The following is a 17,977-nucleotide window of genomic DNA, read 5'->3' on the forward strand; positions in this document are numbered from 1 at the left end:
ACAAGCAGCCCTGCAGCAGTGCGTTTCTGTGACAAATTCGTTAACCTATGCACTCATTTTGTGCCCGCTCCCCAAAAGGGAACGACACGCTAAACGGGTCTGGCTCATCCAGCCAGGCAGCATTTCCCTCACCCAAGGGGAAATCCCTCTCTAAATCCCGATTTCAGCAGTGTGGTATTTCCTTAATGAAAGTTTTAAAAGGCCAGGACATCCTGGCACTTGGTTTTATGACGTTCGCTTTGTTCGTCGGCGCGGGCAATATCATTTTCCCACCTATCGTCGGTCTGCAATCCGGTCCACACGTGTGGATGGCGGCGCTGGGTTTCCTGATCACTGCTGTGGGCCTGCCGGTTATCACTGTTGTCGCCCTGGCCAAGGTCGGCGGCGGCATGGATGCCCTGAGCAGCCCGATCGGCAAGGTCGCCGGCGGCCTGCTGGCGGCGGTGTGCTACCTGTCGGTAGGCCCGCTGTTCGCCACTCCGCGTACCGCCACCGTATCCTTCGAGGTGGGTGTTGCGCCGCTGACCGGTGAAAGCCCGCTGGCCCTGTTTATCTACAGCCTGGTGTACTTCCTGGTGGTGCTGGCGGTGTCCATGTACCCGGGCAAGTTGCTCGACACCGTCGGACGCTTCCTTGCGCCGCTGAAGATCATCGCCCTGGCCGCACTCGGCATCGCCGCGTTCATGCTGCCCGCCGGTGGTATCGGTGAAGCACAGCCGGCCTACGTCGCCGCACCGTTCTCCCAGGGCTTCATCAATGGTTACCTGACCATGGATACCCTCGGCGCCCTGGTGTTCGGTATCGTCATCGTCAACGCCATCCGTTCGCGCGGTGTCGAATCGCCGCGGCTGATCACCCGCTACGCGATCATCGCCGGCCTGATCGCCGGTGTCGGCCTGGCCCTGGTGTACATCAGCCTGTTCCGCCTGGGTGCCGGCAGCCATGAAATCGCCGCCGGTGCCAGCAACGGCGCAGCGGTACTGCATGCCTATGTACAGCACACCTTCGGCTCGCTGGGCAGCGGCTTCCTGGCCGTGCTGATCGCCCTGGCCTGTCTGGTGACCGCCGTTGGCCTGACCTGCGCCTGTGCCGAGTATTTCAGCCAGGTACTGCCGCTGTCGTACCGCACCCTGGTGGTGATCCTTGCCGGCTTCTCGCTGCTGATCTCCAACCTCGGCCTGACCAAGCTGATCATGTTCTCGATTCCGGTGCTGACGGCTATCTACCCGCCGTGCATCGTGGTCGTAGGCCTGAGCTTCTGCAAAGAACTGTGGAATTCCGAGGTGCGCATCCTCGCGCCGGTGATGCTGGTTTCGCTGCTGTTCGGCATGATCGATGCCATCAAGGGCACCGCCCTGGCCAGCGAACTGCCGGAAATCCTCGCCCACCTGCCGCTGAGCGAGCAGGGCCTGGCCTGGCTGGTACCGTCGGTAGTGGCCCTGGGCGTTGCGGTGGTGTGTGACCGCATGCTTGGCAAGCCACGCGAAGTGCTGGCCTGAGAATTGGCCCTATGACGGACACCGGCCACAAGCCAACAGGGTGACCGTCACGGCAAATTCCGAGCCCCGTGTCCGCAAGGACGCGGGGCTTTTTCGTTTCTGCACGGCAGACGTGTCTTTTTCTGCGCTAAAGCGTCGAAAGCCGGTCAATGGGCTTTATTGTGCTCGAAACTTCAATCAGGACCTTGCATGAGCTTCATTCAAAGCAATCTGATCCACTTGCTGGCCGCCTGCTGGTTCGTTGTCTGCTGGGGCGGATACACCCGTTATGCCACCTGGAAGGGCCGCGATACCGCTTGCCTGGCCAGCGTGCTGCACCTGTACCGCGAAGACTGGATGCGCCGCATGCTGCTGCGTGACAACCGCATCGCCGATGCCAGCGTGATCGGTAACCTGGAGCGCAACGCCTCGTTCTTTGCCTCCAGCACCTTGATCATCCTGGCCGGTATTCTCACCGTGCTCGGCGCATCAGACCGTGCGGTATCGTTGCTGGCAGACCTGCCGCTGGTGCAGCAGGCGTCCCAGGGCATGTCGGAAATCAAGTTGCTGTGCCTGGCGATGGTATTTGTGTACGCCTTCTTCACTTTCAGCTGGTGCATGCGTCAATACAACTTCGCCGCCGTATTGGTGGGTTCGGCGCCGATGATCGGCGAGCGTCAGGTCAGCGAACTTGAGCGCAAGGCCTTTGCCCTTAGAGCGGCCAAGGTTATTTCCCTGGCCGCCAACCAGTTCAACTTTGGCCTGCGTTCCTATTACTTCGGCATGGCCATGCTCTGCTGGTTTATCAGCCCCTGGTTGTTTATGTTGATGAGTACCGGGGTAGTACTGGTGCTGTATCGCCGTGAATTCCACTCCGATGTGCTCGATGTGATGGTCTATACCCCGACCGAAGCGCCGGTGGCGGAACCCGGCAAAGAGAACCTCGCCTGAAGGTTATTGACTGAATCGTTTAACCCTATTGCAACAGGCATAAAAAAACCCGACAGCGTCGGGTTTTTTTATTCCGGCGGGCTTGCTTACTTGGCAGGCTCGGCAGGAGTAGCTGGAGCAGCAGGTGCAGCTTCTTTTGCAGCTTCTTCAGCGGCTTTCTGTTGCGCTTCGGCCTGATCTTTGGCGGCTTCGGCGTTTTCTTTCGCGGCCTCGTTCACTTTATCCTGAGCTTCACCCATCTTCTCTTGGGCTTGCTCGGCGTGTTGTTGAGCATCTTGGGCTTTGTTCTCGCTGGCTTTATCGCAAGCGGCCAGGCCCAGAGCAGCGGCGAGCATAACGGCAAAAGCAAAAGGTTTACGCATGGGGTGTTTCTCCTTGTGGAATAAGTTACTTGTTCCTTCGAGCTCAAGTAACCGGTAGAAGTTCCGCGCACAATACAGATATATAACAAATGGTTCTATATGGACATTTGCCAGACTGTGTGCATGTTCTCAATGGCCCGGGAGTTTTTCAAATGACCGACACTTCTTTGCTGGCAATGGCCGAACGTTTTCTCTCGGCATTGCGACATTGCCAGGTGCTGCAGATGCGCGTGCATCACGCTGATGCCCAAGGCATGACCCTGGTGTTGCCGTACTCGACGAAGATCGTCGGCAACCCACAGACCGGCGCCGTGCATGGCGGGGCGGTGACCACCCTGATGGACACCACCTGCGGCATGGCTACCCTTTGTGCGCTGCCTGAGTTCGAGGTATGCCCGACGCTAGACCTGCGCATCGACTACATGCAGCCGGCCGAGGCCGGCAAGGACATCTTCGGCCATGCCTACTGCTACCGCGTTTCTCGCGATGTGATCTTCACCCGTGGGCTGGCCTACCAGGACGACCCGCAGCAGCCGATCGCCCAGGTGGTTGGCACTTTCATGCGCCTGGGCAAGGGCATCAAGGGCGGCCTGAATTTCGCCAGCAAGCTCAAGGGGAGCGGCCAATGATTCCGCCAGAGGTACACCAGCAACTGCGCCAGGCCCATGCCGAAGGCAATTATGAGCCGCTGCTGCAGTTGATCCCTTATGCCGGATTGATTGGTATCCAGTGCAGCCGCCAGGGCGATGACCTGTTGTTTTGCCTGCCGGCCAGCCAGGACAACATTGGCAATCCGTTGCTGCCGGCGATCCACGGCGGGGTGATCGCAGGCTTCATGGAGCTGTCGGCGGCGCTGTACCTGCTGATTTTCAGCGAAAGCGCGGCGATCCCGAAGATCATCGACTTTTCCATCGACTACCTGCGCGCCGGCCACTACCGCGACACCTACGCCCGCTGCCAGCTATGGCGCCAGGGCCGGCGGGTAACCAACGTGGCCATAACCGCCTGGCAGGGCGACGCGGACGAACCGATTGCCACGGCGCGCGCGCATTTCAAGATCGAAGAAATGACTTCGCCCTTGAAATAGCCCCAGCCACCCCCATCTGTTGTGCATCCCGCCGTGAAAGCAGGCCGCCGGCCTGCCCAACGACAACTGCCATCAGATCGGAGTGTTGAAGACCATGAGTGTGGAAACTCAAAAAGAAACCCTGGGCTTCCAGACCGAGGTGAAGCAACTGCTGCACCTCATGATCCATTCCCTGTATTCGAACAAGGAAATCTTCCTTCGCGAACTGATTTCCAACGCCTCCGACGCCGTCGATAAACTGCGCTTTGAAGCCCTGGCCAAGCCAGAGCTGCTCGAAGGCGGCGCCGAGCTTAAAATCCGCCTGAGCTTCGACAAGGACGCCAACACCGTCACCCTCGAAGACAACGGCATCGGCATGAGCCGCGAAGAGGTCATTGCGCACCTGGGCACCATCGCCAAGTCCGGCACCGCCGACTTCATGAAAAACCTCACCGGCGACCAGAAGAAGGACTCGCACCTGATCGGTCAGTTCGGCGTGGGCTTCTATTCGGCCTTTATCGTCGCCGACAAGGTCGACGTATTCAGCCGCCGCGCCGGCCTGCCAGCTGCCGAGGGCGTGCACTGGTCGTCCAAGGGCGAGGGTGACTTTGAAGTTGCCACTGTCGACAAGGCCGAGCGCGGTACGCGCATCGTCCTGCACCTGAAAAAAGGTGAAGAAGAGTTCGCCGACGGCTGGCGCCTGCGCAACATCGTCAAGAAGTACTCCGACCACATCGCCTTGCCGATCGAGCTGCCAAAACAGGTCGAAGCTGGCGAAGGTGAAGAAAAGCCGGCCGAAGAATGGGAAACCGTCAACCGCGCCAGCGCCCTGTGGACCCGTCCGCGTACCGAGATCAAGGACGAGGAATACCAGGAGTTCTACAAGCACATCGGTCACGATTTCGAAAACCCGCTGGCCTGGAGCCACAACAAGGTCGAAGGCAAGCTTGAGTACAACTCGCTGCTCTACGTACCGGCCCGCGCGCCGTTCGACCTGTACCAGCGTGAAGCGCCACGCGGCCTGAAGCTGTACGTGCAGCGTGTGTTCATCATGGACCAGGCAGAATCCTTCCTGCCGCTGTACCTGCGTTTCATCAAGGGCGTGGTCGATTCCAACGACCTGTCGCTGAACGTTTCGCGCGAAATCCTGCAGAAAGACCCGATCATCGATTCGATGAAGTCGGCGCTGACCAAGCGCGTGCTGGACATGCTCGAGAAGCTGGCCAAGAACGAGCCTGAGCAGTACAAGGGCTTCTGGAAGAACTTTGGCCAGGTGATGAAAGAAGGCCCGGCTGAAGACTTCGCCAACAAGGAAAAGATCGCCGGCCTGCTGCGTTTCGCCTCCACCCATGACGAAAGCGGCGAGCAGAGCGTTGCCCTGGCCGACTACCTGGCCCGCGCCAAGGAAGGTCAGGACAAGATCTACTTCCTCACCGGCGAATCCTACGCGCAGGTCAAGAACAGCCCGCACCTGGAAGTCTTCCGCAAGAAAGGCATCGAAGTGCTGCTGCTGACCGACCGTATCGACGAGTGGCTGATGAGCTACCTGAGCGAATTCGACGGCAAGAGCTTCGTCGACGTCGCCCGCGGTGACCTGGACCTGGGCAAGCTGGACTCTGAAGAGGACAAGAAAGCCCAGGAAGAAGTCGCCAAGGAGAAAGAAGGCCTGGTCGAGCGCCTCAAGGCGGCGCTGGGCGAGAGCGTCAGCGAAGTGCGCGTGTCGCACCGCCTGACCGATTCGCCGGCGATCCTGGCTATCGGTGAACAGGACCTGGGCCTGCAGATGCGCCAGATCCTCGAAGCCAGCGGACAGAAGGTGCCGGACTCCAAGCCGATCTTCGAATTCAACCCGGGCCACCCGCTGATCGAGAAGCTGGACAACGAGCAGAGCGAAGACCGTTTCGCCGACTTCTCGCACATCCTCTTCGATCAGGCCGCGCTGGCGGCGGGCGATAGCCTCAAGGACCCGGCGGCGTACGTTCGTCGCCTGAACAAGCTGCTGGTCGAATTGTCGGCTTAAGTAGTTGCAGGAAAGCCCGCTTCGGCGGGCTTTTTTCATTGTGCAAGGAGGAGTGCATGAGCAAGGTTACCGTCGAATCGCTGGTCTATCATGTTGCCGGCAAAGCCTATGAGAGCCGCTTGTTCTTTACCCAGGGCGCCCGCGAGCAGCCTGGGCTTTTGATGGCACCAAACTGGATGGGGGTGGGCGAGGGCGCCGAGCGTATCGCCCGCGAAGTCGCCGCCCAGGGCTATGTGGTGTTGCTGGCCGACATCTACGGCCAGACCCTGCGACCGTCGAACATGGATGAAGCAGGGGCGGCGATGATGCCGCTGAAGAACGACCGCGTCGAGCTGCGCAAGCGCCTGAAGGCGGCGCTGGACCAGTTGCTGGGGCAATCGAAGGCGGTACTGGAGCCGGGCAAGCTGGCCACCTTCGGCTTCTGCTTCGGCGGTTGCTGCGCCCTGGAGCTGGCCCGCGAAGATGCCCGCCTGCTGGCTGCGGTGTCGTTCCACGGCACCCTCGATACGCCGCTGCCGGCGGTAGAAGGCAAGGTCAAGGCTTCGATGCTGGTGCTGCATGGCGCCGCCGACCCGTTCGTGCCCAAAGAGCAGTTGCCGGCCTTCGAAGTCGAGATGGATGCGGCCAAGGTCGATTGGCAACTGATCAGCTATGGCGGCGCGGTGCATTCGTTCACCGATACCGCGGCGAACATTCCCGGCAAGATGAAGTACGACGCCCGCACATCCAAGCGCGCGTTCCGGGCAATGTTCAATTTGCTCGATGAAGTGTTCCAGCGCTGAGTGAAGGGGCAAGGCTGGCTCCCACACTTGACCTTGTGGGTGCCAGCCTTGCCGGCGATCGACCGCGTAGCGGTCGCGATAACCTCAAGGCAGCTCGATCCTTTCAGTTTCCCCCGGCACCGTCGGCCACTCCCCGGCCGCCCAGCGTGCCCGCGCCTGCTCGATCAGCGCCGGATCGCTGGCAACAAAATTCCAGTTCATCCGCCGCGGCCCGTCCAGCGGCGCCCCGCCAAACAGCACCAACTGGCTTTCGCTGTCGGCATACAGGCTCATCTCTTCACCGTGCGGCAAGATCACCAGGCTGCACGGCTCGATCGCCACATCGTTGAGGCTGACTTCGCCATCCAGTACATACAGCGCACGCTCGGCATGCTCGGTGGGCACCGTCAGGGTAGTGGCCGCCTGCATCTGCACCAGCGCATACAGGGTCGGTGACAACACCGGCACCGGCGATTGCAGGCAAAAGCCGCTGCCGGCAATCATGCGAATGCGCACCCCCAGGCTGTCACTGACCGGCAGGCTCGCCGCCGGATGATGGCTGTAGTGCCCCGGGCCTTGCTCATGCGCTTTGGGCGATGCCAGCCACACCTGCAAACCGTGCAATCGGGAGCTGCCAGGCAGCAGTTCGGCCGGCGTGCGCTCGACATGGGCGATGGCGCTGCCGGCAGTCATCCAGCTGACTTCACCGGCCTTGACCCGTTGATCCGAGCCCAGGCTGTCCTTGTGCTGGATTTCGCCCTCGAACAGGTAGGTGAGGGTCGACAGGCCGATATGCGGGTGCTGGCGGATGTTCATGCCGCGCCCGGCCGGGTAGTCGGTTTCGAGCATGTGGTCGAAGAACACGAACGGCCCGACGCTGCGGCACTGGGCCGAGGGCAGGGGGCGCAGGATAGGTTGGCCTTCGACCGATTCGGCGCGAGGGCGGATGACCAGGGGAAGGCTCACGGTGTGCTCCAGGCCAGCAGGGAAAGTTCTTGTAGCATAACCTGCTGAACTGGCGTGTGTTCGCTCCGGTCTACCCTGTCTGAATCGGCCAGAAGGAATGTGAAATGATTGCCAGGTGTCTGGGCTGGGCGCTGTTGCTGGGGCTGTCGCTGCAGGCGGCGCAGGCGCGCGAGTATCACTACAGTGATGCGCACCTGCATTACGTCGATTTTTTCCAGGAAACCGCCGGCATGGACGCCTTGCTCAAGGCCATGGATGAGGCGCGCATCGACCAGTCGATGATTTCCGGCATCCCGGTGGCCAAGAAGTGGCACGAAGACGAGCCCAAGCGCCCGCGTTACTACGCGGGCGACGATGCCGATGCCTATTGGTACAGCGCCACCGACATCTACGTTGCTGCGGCGCTGGAGAAGCTCACGCCTGAGCAGCGCCAGCGCTTTCATCCGTTTCTCACCGGCTTCAACCCGGTAGACAAGAACGCCGTGGCCCACATCGAACGCATGCTCGCGCTGCACCCGGGCCTGTGGCAGGGGATCGGCGAGGTGTTCACCCGCCACGACGACCTCACCGCGTTGACCAGCGGCGACACGCCCAGGGCCAACAACGAGGCCATGACCCGCATCTATCACCTGGCCGCCGAGCAGGACCTGCCGGTGCTGATCCATTCCAACATCACCTCCAAGCGCGAACGCAACCCGCTGTACCTGGCGGAAATCGAAGAACCGTTGCGCAATCACCCGCACACCCGCTTCATCTGGGCCCATGCCGGCACCAGTATGGAGATTCATCGGCACCAGACGCAGCTGGATTTTCTGCTGCCGACCCTGACACGGATGCTCGAGGATTACCCGAACCTGTACATAGACCTGTCCTGGAGCGTGCTGCAGCCTTATCTGCTGGATGAGAAGGGCAAGTCCAGGGCTGAGTGGCTGGCGCTGGTCAAGCGCTTCCCTGAGCGCTTCATGCTTGGCTCCGACGTGGTCGGGCGCTTCAACAGCCTGGGCGAACAGTTGCATGGTTTCGATCCGTTTCTCGATGCCTTGCCTGCCGAGGTGGCGCAAAAGGTCGCCCGCGACAACTTCCTCGCGGTGCTGCCCAAGGCGCGCAAATGACAGCACTGTCATCAGCTTGTCATGCCCGCGTCATAGCCTGCCGCCATCAACCTGATGGAGTGCACTATGTTTCCACGTCGTTTCAGCGCCCTGTGCGGGCTGTTGCTGGTCAGTGGCCTGGCCGCTGCCGAGGTTCGCGTCGAAGGCCCGGTCGAGTACGGCCTGTTCGAAACCCGCCACCAGAACTTCCAGCCCGGTGAACGGGTGCTGAGCCAGAGCAACCAGACCATCCAGCCTACCGATGAAATCCCGGCGCGCCTGGGTAGCAAGTTCGGTATGCGCTACCGCCTGGAAGGCAAGGTCGCCGAGGACACGCCGCTGACCCTGCTGTACCTCACCCCTGGCGTGCGCACACCCGACGGCAAGCGCCACGACAAGTTCGAAGTGGTGCAAAAGCTGGTGCCCGGTGCGGTCCAGGATGTCATGGCCTACGAGTTCACCGAGAACCACGAAGTGGTGCCGGGGCAATGGCATTTCATGGTCTTTCAGGGCGATCGCCTGCTGGCCGAGCAGCGCTTTACCGTGCGCTGAGGCAGGGCGACCCTGGCGTCGCGATCATAAGGCCTTTTGATATCACGTTTTCGTCTTACGCAAATTTTCCACAGGCCGATACCGTCTAGAAGCAAGGACTGCTGCCCTATTGAGCAGCGCTTTTGGAGGGAGCCAGAAGATGAGCTTGAGAAGCATGAATATCGCGCCCAGGGCCGGCCTGGGCTTCGGCCTGGTGGCAGCGCTGGTGTTTGCCTTGGGTGCGTTTGCCCTGATGCAGATGACCAGCATGCGCCAGCAGTCCGAGCAGGTCGACAGCAACTGGTTGCCCAGCGTGATCTCGGTCGGGCAGATGACCCAGGACATGTTGCGCATCCGCGCCTTGACCCTGCGCCTTTTGGTCAATCGCGATGCGGCGGCGCTGGAGCAGAACAAGTCGCGCATCGAAGAGATCAAGTCCGGTCTGGACAAGGCCCAGCAGAAGTACCAGGCGCTGATCGTCCTGCCTGAAGAACAGACCCTGTTCGACCGCTACCTGGACCTGGAGCGGCGCTACCTCAAGCTGCAGGCCCAGGTGGTGCAGTTGTCCACCGAGCACCGGGTGGAAGAGGCGGTGGCCATGGTCAATGGCGAGATGAACCAGCTCGCCGACCAGATGACCGCCAGCCTCAACGAGCTGATCGCGCTCAATAATCAGCATGCCAACAGCGCCACCGACCTTGCTGAAGTCGTCTACACGCAGGCGCGGATCTGGGTGATCGGCTTGCTGATCGCCGCCGTGGTGCTCACCGTGGTCCTGGCCCTGACCCTGACCCGCAGTATTGTCCGGCCGCTGGCGCAATCGCTGCAGGTCGCCGAAGTGGTGGCCACTGGCGACCTGACCCCGCAGATCTCGGTGCAGGGCAAGGATGAGCCGGCGCGCTTGCTGGCGGCCTTGAAACAGATGCAGCAAAGCCTGCGCGATACCATCGGGCGCATCTCCGATTCTTCCAGCCAGCTGGCCTCGGCCTCCGAAGAGCTCAGCGCGGTAACCGAAGATGCCACCCGCGGGTTGATGCAGCAAAGCCAGGAAATCGAACAGGCGGCCACCGCGGTCAACCAGATGACCACGGCAGTGGAGGAGGTGGCGAGCAATGCCGTGGCCACCTCCGAAGCCTCGCGCGAGTCCGACCGCATCGCCCGTCAAGGGCGCGAGCAGGTGCGCCTGACCGTGACCTCGATCGAAGACCTGGCCGCTGGCGTCACCGCCAACGCCGAAGAGGTCGGGCAACTGGCGCAACAGGTGCATGGCATTACCAAGGTGCTGGATGTGATCGGCGCGATTGCCGAGCAAACCAACCTGTTGGCCCTGAACGCGGCGATTGAGGCGGCGCGCGCCGGTGATGCCGGGCGCGGTTTTGCCGTGGTGGCTGACGAGGTGCGGGCACTGGCCCATCGCACCCAGCAGTCGACCCGGGAAATCGAGCAGATGATCGACGGCATCCAGCAGGGCACCAATCGTGCGGTCGAGGGTATGCAGCAGACCAACGAGCGGGCGCGCGGCACCCTGGAAGGCGCACATGCCGCCGGGGCGGCGCTGGAGGAGATTGCCGCGGCCATCAGCCTGATCAACGAGCGCAACCTGGTGATCGCCAGTGCCTCGGAGCAGCAGGCGCAGGTGGCGCGGGAGGTGGATCGCAACCTGACCAATATTCGCGACCTGGCGATGCAGACGTCGGCGGGGGCGAATCAGACCAATGCGGCGAGCCAGGCGTTGTCACAGCTGGCGATTGAGCTCAATGGGCTGGTGGGGCGCTTTTCGGTGTAAGGCACAAACAAAAACGCCCCGACGAGTCGGGGCGTTTTGAGTGCAAGGGGCAAGCCCTTACTTGCCAGCCCAGCGCTTGAGTACCAGGGTAGCGTTGGTGCCGCCGAAACCGAAGCTGTTGCTCATCACGGTATCGATCTTGGCGTTTTCCTGGGTCTTGGTCAGCACCGGCAGGTCGGCCACTTCCGGGTCCAGCTCGTCGATGTTGGCGGAACCGGCAATGAAGTTGCCCTCCATCATCAGCATGCAGTAGATCGCTTCGTGAACGCCGGCGGCGCCCAGGGAGTGACCGGACAGGCTCTTGGTCGAGCTGATGGCCGGAGCCTTGTCGCCGAACACTTCGCGAACGCCCTTCATCTCGGCAACGTCGCCCACCGGGGTCGAGGTGCCGTGGGTGTTCAGGTAGTCGATCGGGGTGTCGACGGTGGACATGGCCATCTGCATGCAGCGGATGGCGCCTTCGCCGCTTGGCGCGACCATGTCGTAGCCATCGGACGTCGCGCCGTAGCCGACGATTTCGGCGTAGATCTTGGCGCCACGGGCCAGGGCGTGTTCCAGCTCTTCAACCACGACCATGCCGCCACCGCCGGCGATGACGAAACCGTCACGGTCAGCGTCGTAGGCGCGGGAGGCTTTTTCCGGGGTGTCGTTGCGCTTGCTGGACAGGGCGCCCATGGCGTCGAACAGGAACGACTGGCTCCAGTGCTCTTCTTCACCGCCACCGGCGAAGACGATGTCCTGCTTGCCCATCTGGATCTGTTCCATCGCGGTACCGATGCAGTGAGCACTGGTGGCGCAGGCCGAGGCGATGGAGTAGTTCAGGCCCTTGATCTTGAACGGGGTGGCCAGGCACGCCGAGACGGTGCTGCTCATGGTCCGGGTGACGCGGTACGGGCCAACGCGCTTGACGCCTTTCTCGCGCAGGATGTCCAGCGCTTCCATCTGGTTCAGGGTCGAGGCGCCGCCGGAGCCTGCGATCAGGCCGGTACGCGGGTTGGAAACCTGCTCTTCGGTCAGGCCCGAGTCCTTGATCGCGTCGGCCATTGCCAGGTAGGCATAGGCAGCGGCGTGACCAACGAAGCGGTAGATTTTACGGTCGATCAGTTCTTCGAGGTTGAGGTCGATGGAGCCGGAAACCTGGCTACGCAGACCCATTTCGGCATATTCCGGGTTGAATCGGATGCCAGGGCGGCTTGCACGCAGGTTGGCGGAGACGGTCTCTTTGTCATTGCCCAGGCACGAAACGATGCCCAGACCAGTGATAACGACGCGGCGCATGCGGATAACCCTTAGAAGTTGTCAGTGGAGGTGAAGACGCCGACCCGGAGGCCTTCGGCGGTGTAGATCTCGCGACCGTCGACGCTGACCGAACCATCGGCGATGGCCATGTTCAGCTTGCCTTTGAGGACGCGCTTGATATGAATGTTGTAGGTGACTTTCTTGGCGGTCGGCAGGACCTGGCCAAAGAATTTCACTTCGCCCGAACCCAGGGCGCGGCCACGGCCCGGCAAACCTTGCCAGCCGAGGTAGAAACCGACCAGCTGCCACATGGCATCCAGGCCCAGGCAGCCCGGCATCACCGGATCACCTTCGAAGTGGCAGGCGAAGAACCACAGGTCCGGGGTGATATCCAGCTCGGCGACCAATTCACCTTTGCCGTACTTGCCACCCTCGGCGCTGATATGGGTGATGCGATCAACCATCAGCATGTTCGGGGCGGGCAGTTGCGCGTTACCTGGGCCGAACAGCTCACCGCGACTGCAGCGCAGCAGGTCTTCCCGAGTAAAGGCGTTTTGTTTGGTCATGCGAGCTCCTCAATAGTCCCCGTGCGGCAGGGGGCAAATCTTCCCGGCCGTCCCAAAACGCTAGCGTTTGAGCCGGCAGCCTACACATAGACTATTGCGTTGTAGTGAAAGTCACAGCGCACGGGGCAAAGAAGTACACTTGTGCACTGAAATTTTATTTTCAAGCCCTTCGCGGCGCTTGTCCAGTCTCTTAGACTGCCGCAATTTAGCATTTATCGCCAGTCACAGCTGTCTGACCGGGCAGCCAGCGTTGCAGAATTTGCTGCAGATCAGTGCGTTTGAACGGCTTGGCCAGGTAGTCGTTCATGCCGGCGTTCAGGCAACGCTCGCGATCGCCCTGCAAGGCATTGGCGGTCAGGGCGATGATCGGCATGGCCGCCGCCTGTGGCAGCAGGCGAATGCGCCGGGTGGCCTCGTAGCCATCGATGATCGGCAGGCGGCAATCCATCAGTGCGGCGGCAAAGCGCTGACGTCCGGCCTGGGCCACGGCTTGGGCGCCATCAACTGCAACGCAGACTTCAAAGCCCAGGCTGCGCAGCATCGCTTCGATCACCGTCTGGTTCACCGGATTGTCCTCGACCAGCAGGATCCGTCGGCCCTGGCCGTCGTCTTCGGGGCGGGTCAGGCCACTGGGCAGGCGCGGCGTTTGCGCGGTCGACAGGGCCAGGGGCATTTCCAGGGTAAAGGTCGAGCCCAGGCCTTCACGGCTTTCGCCGCGCAGGGTTCCGCCCATCCGCTCGGCCAGGGTGCGGGCGATCGACAGGCCCAGGCCGGTGCCGCCATAACGGCGTGAGATCGAGCTGTCGGCTTGCTGGAAGGCAACGAACATCATCTCCAGGCGGGTGCTGTCGATGCCGATGCCGGTGTCGCGCACCGCGCAGGTGAACCAGATCAGCTGGCGGTCGAGCACCTGCCAGCGCGGTTCGATGTGCACGCTGCCGCGCTCGGTGAACTTCAGGGCGTTGCCGATCAGGTTGAGCAGCACCTGGCGGATGCGCGTCGGGTCGCCCACCACTTGCAGTTGTTCCATGCCCGGCGGCAGGCGCAGTTGCAGCTCCAGCTGGCGCTGCTGGGCCAGGTGCTGGAACGACTGCACACTGCTGCCGATCAGCTCGCCGAGGTTGAAGTCGATATGCTCAAGCTCGAGGTTGGTGCGCTCGATGCGCGAGAAATCGAGGATATCGTTGATGACCTTGAGCAGGTGCCCGGTCGACTCGCTGGCCACCGCGGTGTATTCGGCCTGCTCCTCGTTGAGCGGGGTTGTTTCCAGAAGCTGCAGCATGCCCATGACGCCGTTCATGGGCGTGCGCAGTTCGTGGCTCATCATCGCCAGGAAGTCGGATTTGGCCTTGTTCGCCTGTTCGGCTTCTTCGCGGGCCTGGATCAGTTGCGACATGGCTTGCTGTTGTTCATGGCTGGCCGTGCCCAGGGCGCTGGCAAGGTTGTTGATGTGCCGCGCCAGATGGCCCAGTTCGCTGTCGTCGACCACCGGCAGCGGCGCATTGAACTGCCCTTGCTGGATGGCCTTGACCGCATGGCCCATGTCGCTGATCGGCTTGGCCAGGCTCAGGGCCAGGCGCCGGGCGAGGATAAAGGTGAACAGCAGGGCAAACAGCGCGAGGATCCCGGCCTTGACCACGATTTCCTGCTGGCGCTCGCTGAAGGCATCGTCCGACATGCCGACGATTACCCGGCCCAGATAGTCGTCACCGATGCTCCTGGCCGGTGCGTTGCTGTGCAAAAAGTCGTTGTCCAGGCGGATCTGCTGCAGGCGAATGGGGGCCTGGAACACTTCGACCTGCTGTGCGCGGTTGTTGCTTTCGTCCGGCTGCTCGACATACACGAGGATATGGTTGCTGCTGTCCTGGACCTCGAGAAAGCGCACGTGGGGGATGCTCAAGGTCGCGCGCATGAGGCTTTCGAGCACTTCGTTATTACCGGCGATTACCCCGTATTCGGAGGCCGGGGCCAACTGGTTGGCGATCAACTGACCGGTGTGGTTGAGCTCCTGGCGCAAATCCTGGATACGCACGAAGGTAAAGAAGCTGATCAGCAGCAGGGTCAGCAACAGGGCCGGGCCGAGGCTGATGATCTGCGTGCGGGTGTGGATGTCCCAGCTCAGGCGCCGTCTCATGGTGTGCTTTCTCCTTCGGCCAGGGCCAGGGCGGCGGCGGACGGGTCAATCGCTTCGATGCCCAGGGCGCGGGCCACCTGCTGGTTGCCGAGCACGTTGAAGTGATCCGGATAGAGCGTGCGTGGCCAGCGATTGGGGGCCTGGTTGAGCAGCCGCTCGAGCACCGCCAGCCAGTCGTCCTGATCGCTCAGGGTACTGGCCAGGGCGCCGGCCTTGACGAAGCCGGCATTAGGCCCGATCAGCGCCATTTGCCGGCCATAGCTGCTGAGCAGAACGTTTTTCGCCGTTTTCGAGTTGTACAACTGTGGATCGTCGATGCCCAGCAGTACATCGCTGTTTTGCAGAAGACTTTGCAGTGGGCGGCTGTCGCGCAGGTCTGGCCAGGCTTCGGCGATGATCTCCAGGCCCAACGGGCTGGCCGCCTTGCGCAACTCGTCGAGCAGAAACTGGCTGTGCTCGGCATACAGCACGCCCACGCGCTTGGCCTGCGGCAACAGGTAGCGGGTCAGGCGCAGCTGGCGGGCCAGCGGCGGGTCGCTCCATAGCAGGCTCAGGTAAGGCGGGCGCAGGCTGCCCAGACGCTGTTGGGCCTGGACGCGGCTGACGCGCAAGGCCAGCGCCGGTGGACCGGCGCTTTCGCTCAGGCGCCATTCGAGGCTGGCGCCATCGAGCAGGATCAAGCGGGTGGCGGCTTTAATCTGGCTCGGTCGTGGCAGCTCGGCCACCGGCACGAAGCGCACCTGGTCAGCCGGGCGGCGCTCGCGCAAGGCGTCGACGAAGCTGCGCACGCCGGGGTTGTCCTGGCTGGCAGTGAGCAGGATCTCACTGGCCGACAGGCTGCCCAGGGGCCATAGGCAGACCAGCAGCAGCCAGCGCCGCAGGCGGCGCATCAGAACGCCAGCTCCGCACTGAAAGACAGCACGTGACGGCTGTCATAGCGGTTGTCGTAGATGGTCGTCGGCTCGTCATCCAGGCGCTGCTGGAGCATGCCGGCCAGTTCCAGGCTTGTACGGTTCCAGCGCAGGTGCTTGGCCACGCGTAAGTCGACGCGTTCGAAGCGGTACTGGTTGAGGGCATCGTCGCCGTAGTAGAACAGCGCACTGGACCAGCCGCCGCCCCAGTCCCGCAGCCAGCCGGCCGAACCGCTGTTGTGGGCGCTCAGGCGCCGGTCGGCCGGGTTGCTGGCCCAGGCATCGACGTAGGCGTAGGTCAGGCGCAGGCGATCGGCCGGGCTCAGGCGCCAGTCCAGCTGCGCTTCGCTGCCGCTGAAGCGGGCCTTGTTGCTGTTGCTGGCAATGTACTGGTTGTTGCGCAGCGGTTCGCTGATCATGCCGGTGATTTCGTCGTAGAACAGCTTGAGGTCGACGCTCAGGTCGGCATCGGCGAAGTAACCGTTATAGCCCAGTTCCCGCGAGCGCATGCGCTCTTGCTCGAGATCGCCCGGGCCGCGGGTCTTGACGAAGTAATCGGCGTCGCGCTGGCCGAAAGCGCCAGGTTCCAGGTTATTGACCCGGTAGCTCCAGTTGACGTTGTTCTCGAACATGTCCGGCGAGCGCACCGCCTCCGAGTACACCGCGCGCAGGCCATGGCGCGGGGTGATCAGGTAGTTGACCGCCACCCGCGGGGTCAGCGAGCTGCCGGACAGCCGGGCATCTTCGTACATGGCCCCGCCCTGGAGGATCCAGTGCTCGTCGGCGCGCCATTCCAGGTGGCCGAACAGGCGCCAGGTGCTGTCGTCGAGGCTGCCATTGAAGTAGGTCTGCGAGTCGGCGCGGTCGTAGCGGTAATTGGCGCCACTGACCAGGCGCAGGCTGTCGGACAGGCTCAGGGTGTCCTGCACTTCAAGGTCGTAGCGGGTTTCCCGGGTGCTCTGGTCGATGTCGCCGCACACCTGCTGCGCGCCGCCGTTGCGCCATTGCTGCTGGACTTGCGTTGCCAGCGCGGTCTCCTCGCTGCTGCTGCCGGCGGGCAGGGGTGAGGTGATGTTACGCGCCACCTGCTCGGCGTAGTTCGGGTTCAGGCGCCAGAGCTGGGTCAGTTGCGGGCTGAACGACAGCGCCGCATCGCAGGCGCGCCACACCTGTTCACGTTCCCAGTGCTGGGCCGAGCCCTGGATGTACAGGCTATGGTTCGGGTTGAAGTCGATGTTCCAGCGCAGCGAGCCGGCGTAGTCCTTGGCGTTGAGGTCGGCGTTGTTGCCGGCGGCAGTAACGTAGGGAAACACCGGTTTATAGGTATAAGGACGCTGGTCACTGCCTTCTTTGGCCGCGAACTGCCACTCCAGGCTCTGGTTGCTGGCCAGGGTGTGGCTGGCGCTGAGGTTCAGGCGGTTCAGGCGGCGGCTGTCGCGGTAGTCCTGGCCCAGGTGGTTCTCGTCGAAGCCGTCGTCCTGCATGCCCGACAATGACAGACGCAGGTCGCCACCGTCCCAGCCCAGGCCCTGGCTTGCGTACCAGTCATTGATGCCGCGCTGGCCACGGGTGACTTTCAAGCGCGTGCCGTGGCTGTCGGCCGGGCTGCGGGTGAGGATATTGACCACCGCCATCAGCGCATTGGCGCCGTAACTGACGGTGTTGGGGCCGCGGAACACCTCGATGCGCTCGATGTCTTCCATGGCCAGCGGGATATCGCTCCAGTCCACCGTGGCCAGGCCTGCGCGGTACACCGAGCGGCCGTCGATCAGCACCTGCATGCGCCGGGCATCGTTGACGTTGCTGCCGTGGTAGTTGACCGTCGGCTGGTTGCCGGCGCCGTAGCCGATCATCATCCCCGGCACCAGGCGCAGCAGTTCGGGTATGTCGCGGGCGCCGCTGGCGCGGATCAGCGCGTTGTCGAGCACGGTCATGCTGCCCGGCACCGCCGCTGGCGATTGCTTGAGGCGGGTGGCGGTGAGCACTTGCGGCAAAGCCTGGCTGTCGACGAACAGGTCGTCAGCCACACTGGGGCCGCTGAGCAGGGCAGTCAGCAGTAATAAAGGGCGTTTGCAGGTCGGGCCAAAAGACACAGTGCGGCCTTGGTAACAGGTT

The 17,977-nt window shown here is 62.5% G+C and carries 16 protein-coding genes; 9 read left to right on the forward strand and 7 right to left on the reverse strand.

The features are described from left to right. Positions 1-185: 185 nt before the first annotated feature. Positions 186-1,499, forward strand: a complete 1,314-nt coding sequence (gene brnQ, locus ACIOVF_RS23250; protein WP_045202210.1) for a branched-chain amino acid transport system II carrier protein — start codon at positions 186-188, stop codon at positions 1,497-1,499. A gap of 189 nt (positions 1,500-1,688) precedes the next feature. After that, the gene (locus ACIOVF_RS23255) at positions 1,689-2,429 is read left to right on the forward strand and encodes a DUF599 domain-containing protein (protein WP_045202208.1); all 741 of its coding nucleotides are present in this window, start codon (positions 1,689-1,691) and stop codon (positions 2,427-2,429) included. Positions 2,430-2,515: 86 nt separating this feature from the next. On the opposite strand, the gene ACIOVF_RS23260 is transcribed toward ACIOVF_RS23255, so the two are convergent. Continuing rightward, entirely contained in the window at positions 2,516-2,791 is a 276-nt protein-coding gene (locus tag ACIOVF_RS23260) for a hypothetical protein (RefSeq protein WP_045202206.1), read from the reverse strand. A gap of 152 nt (positions 2,792-2,943) precedes the next feature. Here ACIOVF_RS23260 and ACIOVF_RS23265 point away from each other — a divergent pair, with 152 nt between their 5' ends. The 4 genes from ACIOVF_RS23265 to ACIOVF_RS23280 all read left to right on the forward strand — a co-directional run bounded on the left by ACIOVF_RS23265 (position 2,944) and on the right by ACIOVF_RS23280 (position 6,659). Further along, the gene (locus ACIOVF_RS23265; protein ID WP_045202204.1) at positions 2,944-3,420 is read left to right on the forward strand and encodes a PaaI family thioesterase; all 477 of its coding nucleotides are present in this window, start codon (positions 2,944-2,946) and stop codon (positions 3,418-3,420) included. After that, positions 3,417-3,878, forward strand: a complete 462-nt coding sequence (locus ACIOVF_RS23270; RefSeq protein WP_045202202.1) for a PaaI family thioesterase — start codon at positions 3,417-3,419, stop codon at positions 3,876-3,878. Before ACIOVF_RS23265 ends, ACIOVF_RS23270 begins: the two co-directional genes overlap by 4 nt. Positions 3,879-3,972: 94 nt before the next feature. After that, on the forward strand, positions 3,973-5,877 hold the full coding sequence (gene htpG, locus ACIOVF_RS23275) for a molecular chaperone HtpG (RefSeq protein ID WP_123568226.1): 1,905 nt from the start codon (positions 3,973-3,975) through the stop codon (positions 5,875-5,877). A 56-nt stretch (positions 5,878-5,933) separates the two neighbouring features. Further along, a complete protein-coding gene (locus ACIOVF_RS23280; RefSeq protein WP_401292749.1) occupies positions 5,934-6,659 on the forward strand; it encodes a dienelactone hydrolase family protein in 726 nt (241 codons plus the stop codon). A gap of 84 nt (positions 6,660-6,743) precedes the next feature. On the opposite strand, the gene ACIOVF_RS23285 is transcribed toward ACIOVF_RS23280, so the two are convergent. Next, positions 6,744-7,604 (reverse strand): pirin family protein, encoded by an 861-nt coding sequence (locus ACIOVF_RS23285; RefSeq protein ID WP_401292752.1) that lies wholly within the window; start codon positions 7,602-7,604, stop codon positions 6,744-6,746. 104 nt (positions 7,605-7,708) lie between these two features. On the opposite strand from ACIOVF_RS23285, the gene ACIOVF_RS23290 reads away from it, so the two are divergent. The 3 genes from ACIOVF_RS23290 to ACIOVF_RS23300 all read left to right on the forward strand — a co-directional run bounded on the left by ACIOVF_RS23290 (position 7,709) and on the right by ACIOVF_RS23300 (position 11,012). Continuing rightward, the gene (locus ACIOVF_RS23290) at positions 7,709-8,716 is read left to right on the forward strand and encodes an amidohydrolase family protein (RefSeq protein WP_401292755.1); all 1,008 of its coding nucleotides are present in this window, start codon (positions 7,709-7,711) and stop codon (positions 8,714-8,716) included. Between the two features lie 66 nt (positions 8,717-8,782). Next, on the forward strand, positions 8,783-9,247 hold the full coding sequence (locus ACIOVF_RS23295) for a DUF3859 domain-containing protein (protein WP_045202191.1): 465 nt from the start codon (positions 8,783-8,785) through the stop codon (positions 9,245-9,247). A gap of 139 nt (positions 9,248-9,386) precedes the next feature. Further along, positions 9,387-11,012 carry a methyl-accepting chemotaxis protein gene (locus ACIOVF_RS23300; protein WP_045202189.1) on the forward strand — a complete coding sequence of 542 codons (1,626 nt, stop codon included), beginning with the start codon at positions 9,387-9,389 and terminating at the stop codon, positions 11,010-11,012. A 57-nt stretch (positions 11,013-11,069) separates the two neighbouring features. On the opposite strand, the gene fabB is transcribed toward ACIOVF_RS23300, so the two are convergent. From fabB to ACIOVF_RS23325, 5 genes are all read right to left on the reverse strand, one after another. After that, entirely contained in the window at positions 11,070-12,290 is a 1,221-nt protein-coding gene (gene fabB, locus ACIOVF_RS23305; RefSeq protein WP_045202187.1) for a beta-ketoacyl-ACP synthase I, read from the reverse strand. Between the two features lie 11 nt (positions 12,291-12,301). Further along, positions 12,302-12,817, reverse strand: a complete 516-nt coding sequence (gene fabA, locus ACIOVF_RS23310; RefSeq protein WP_045202185.1) for a 3-hydroxyacyl-[acyl-carrier-protein] dehydratase FabA — start codon at positions 12,815-12,817, stop codon at positions 12,302-12,304. A gap of 205 nt (positions 12,818-13,022) precedes the next feature. After that, positions 13,023-14,951 carry an ATP-binding protein gene (locus ACIOVF_RS23315; RefSeq protein ID WP_045202183.1) on the reverse strand — a complete coding sequence of 643 codons (1,929 nt, stop codon included), beginning with the start codon at positions 14,949-14,951 and terminating at the stop codon, positions 13,023-13,025. After that, positions 14,948-15,841: an ABC transporter substrate-binding protein gene (locus tag ACIOVF_RS23320; protein ID WP_045202181.1), complete on the reverse strand. Its 894-nt coding sequence runs from the start codon at positions 15,839-15,841 to the stop codon at positions 14,948-14,950. The genes ACIOVF_RS23315 and ACIOVF_RS23320 overlap by 4 nt, the downstream gene beginning before the upstream one ends. Beyond that, positions 15,841-17,955: a TonB-dependent receptor plug domain-containing protein gene (locus ACIOVF_RS23325; RefSeq protein ID WP_401292761.1), complete on the reverse strand. Its 2,115-nt coding sequence runs from the start codon at positions 17,953-17,955 to the stop codon at positions 15,841-15,843. Before ACIOVF_RS23325 ends, ACIOVF_RS23320 begins: the two co-directional genes overlap by 1 nt. Between the last annotated feature and the right edge of the window lie 22 nt (positions 17,956-17,977).

The sequence above is a fragment of the Pseudomonas sp. NPDC087612 genome (assembly GCF_044743505.1).
GTDB lineage: Bacteria > Pseudomonadota > Gammaproteobacteria > Pseudomonadales > Pseudomonadaceae > Aquipseudomonas.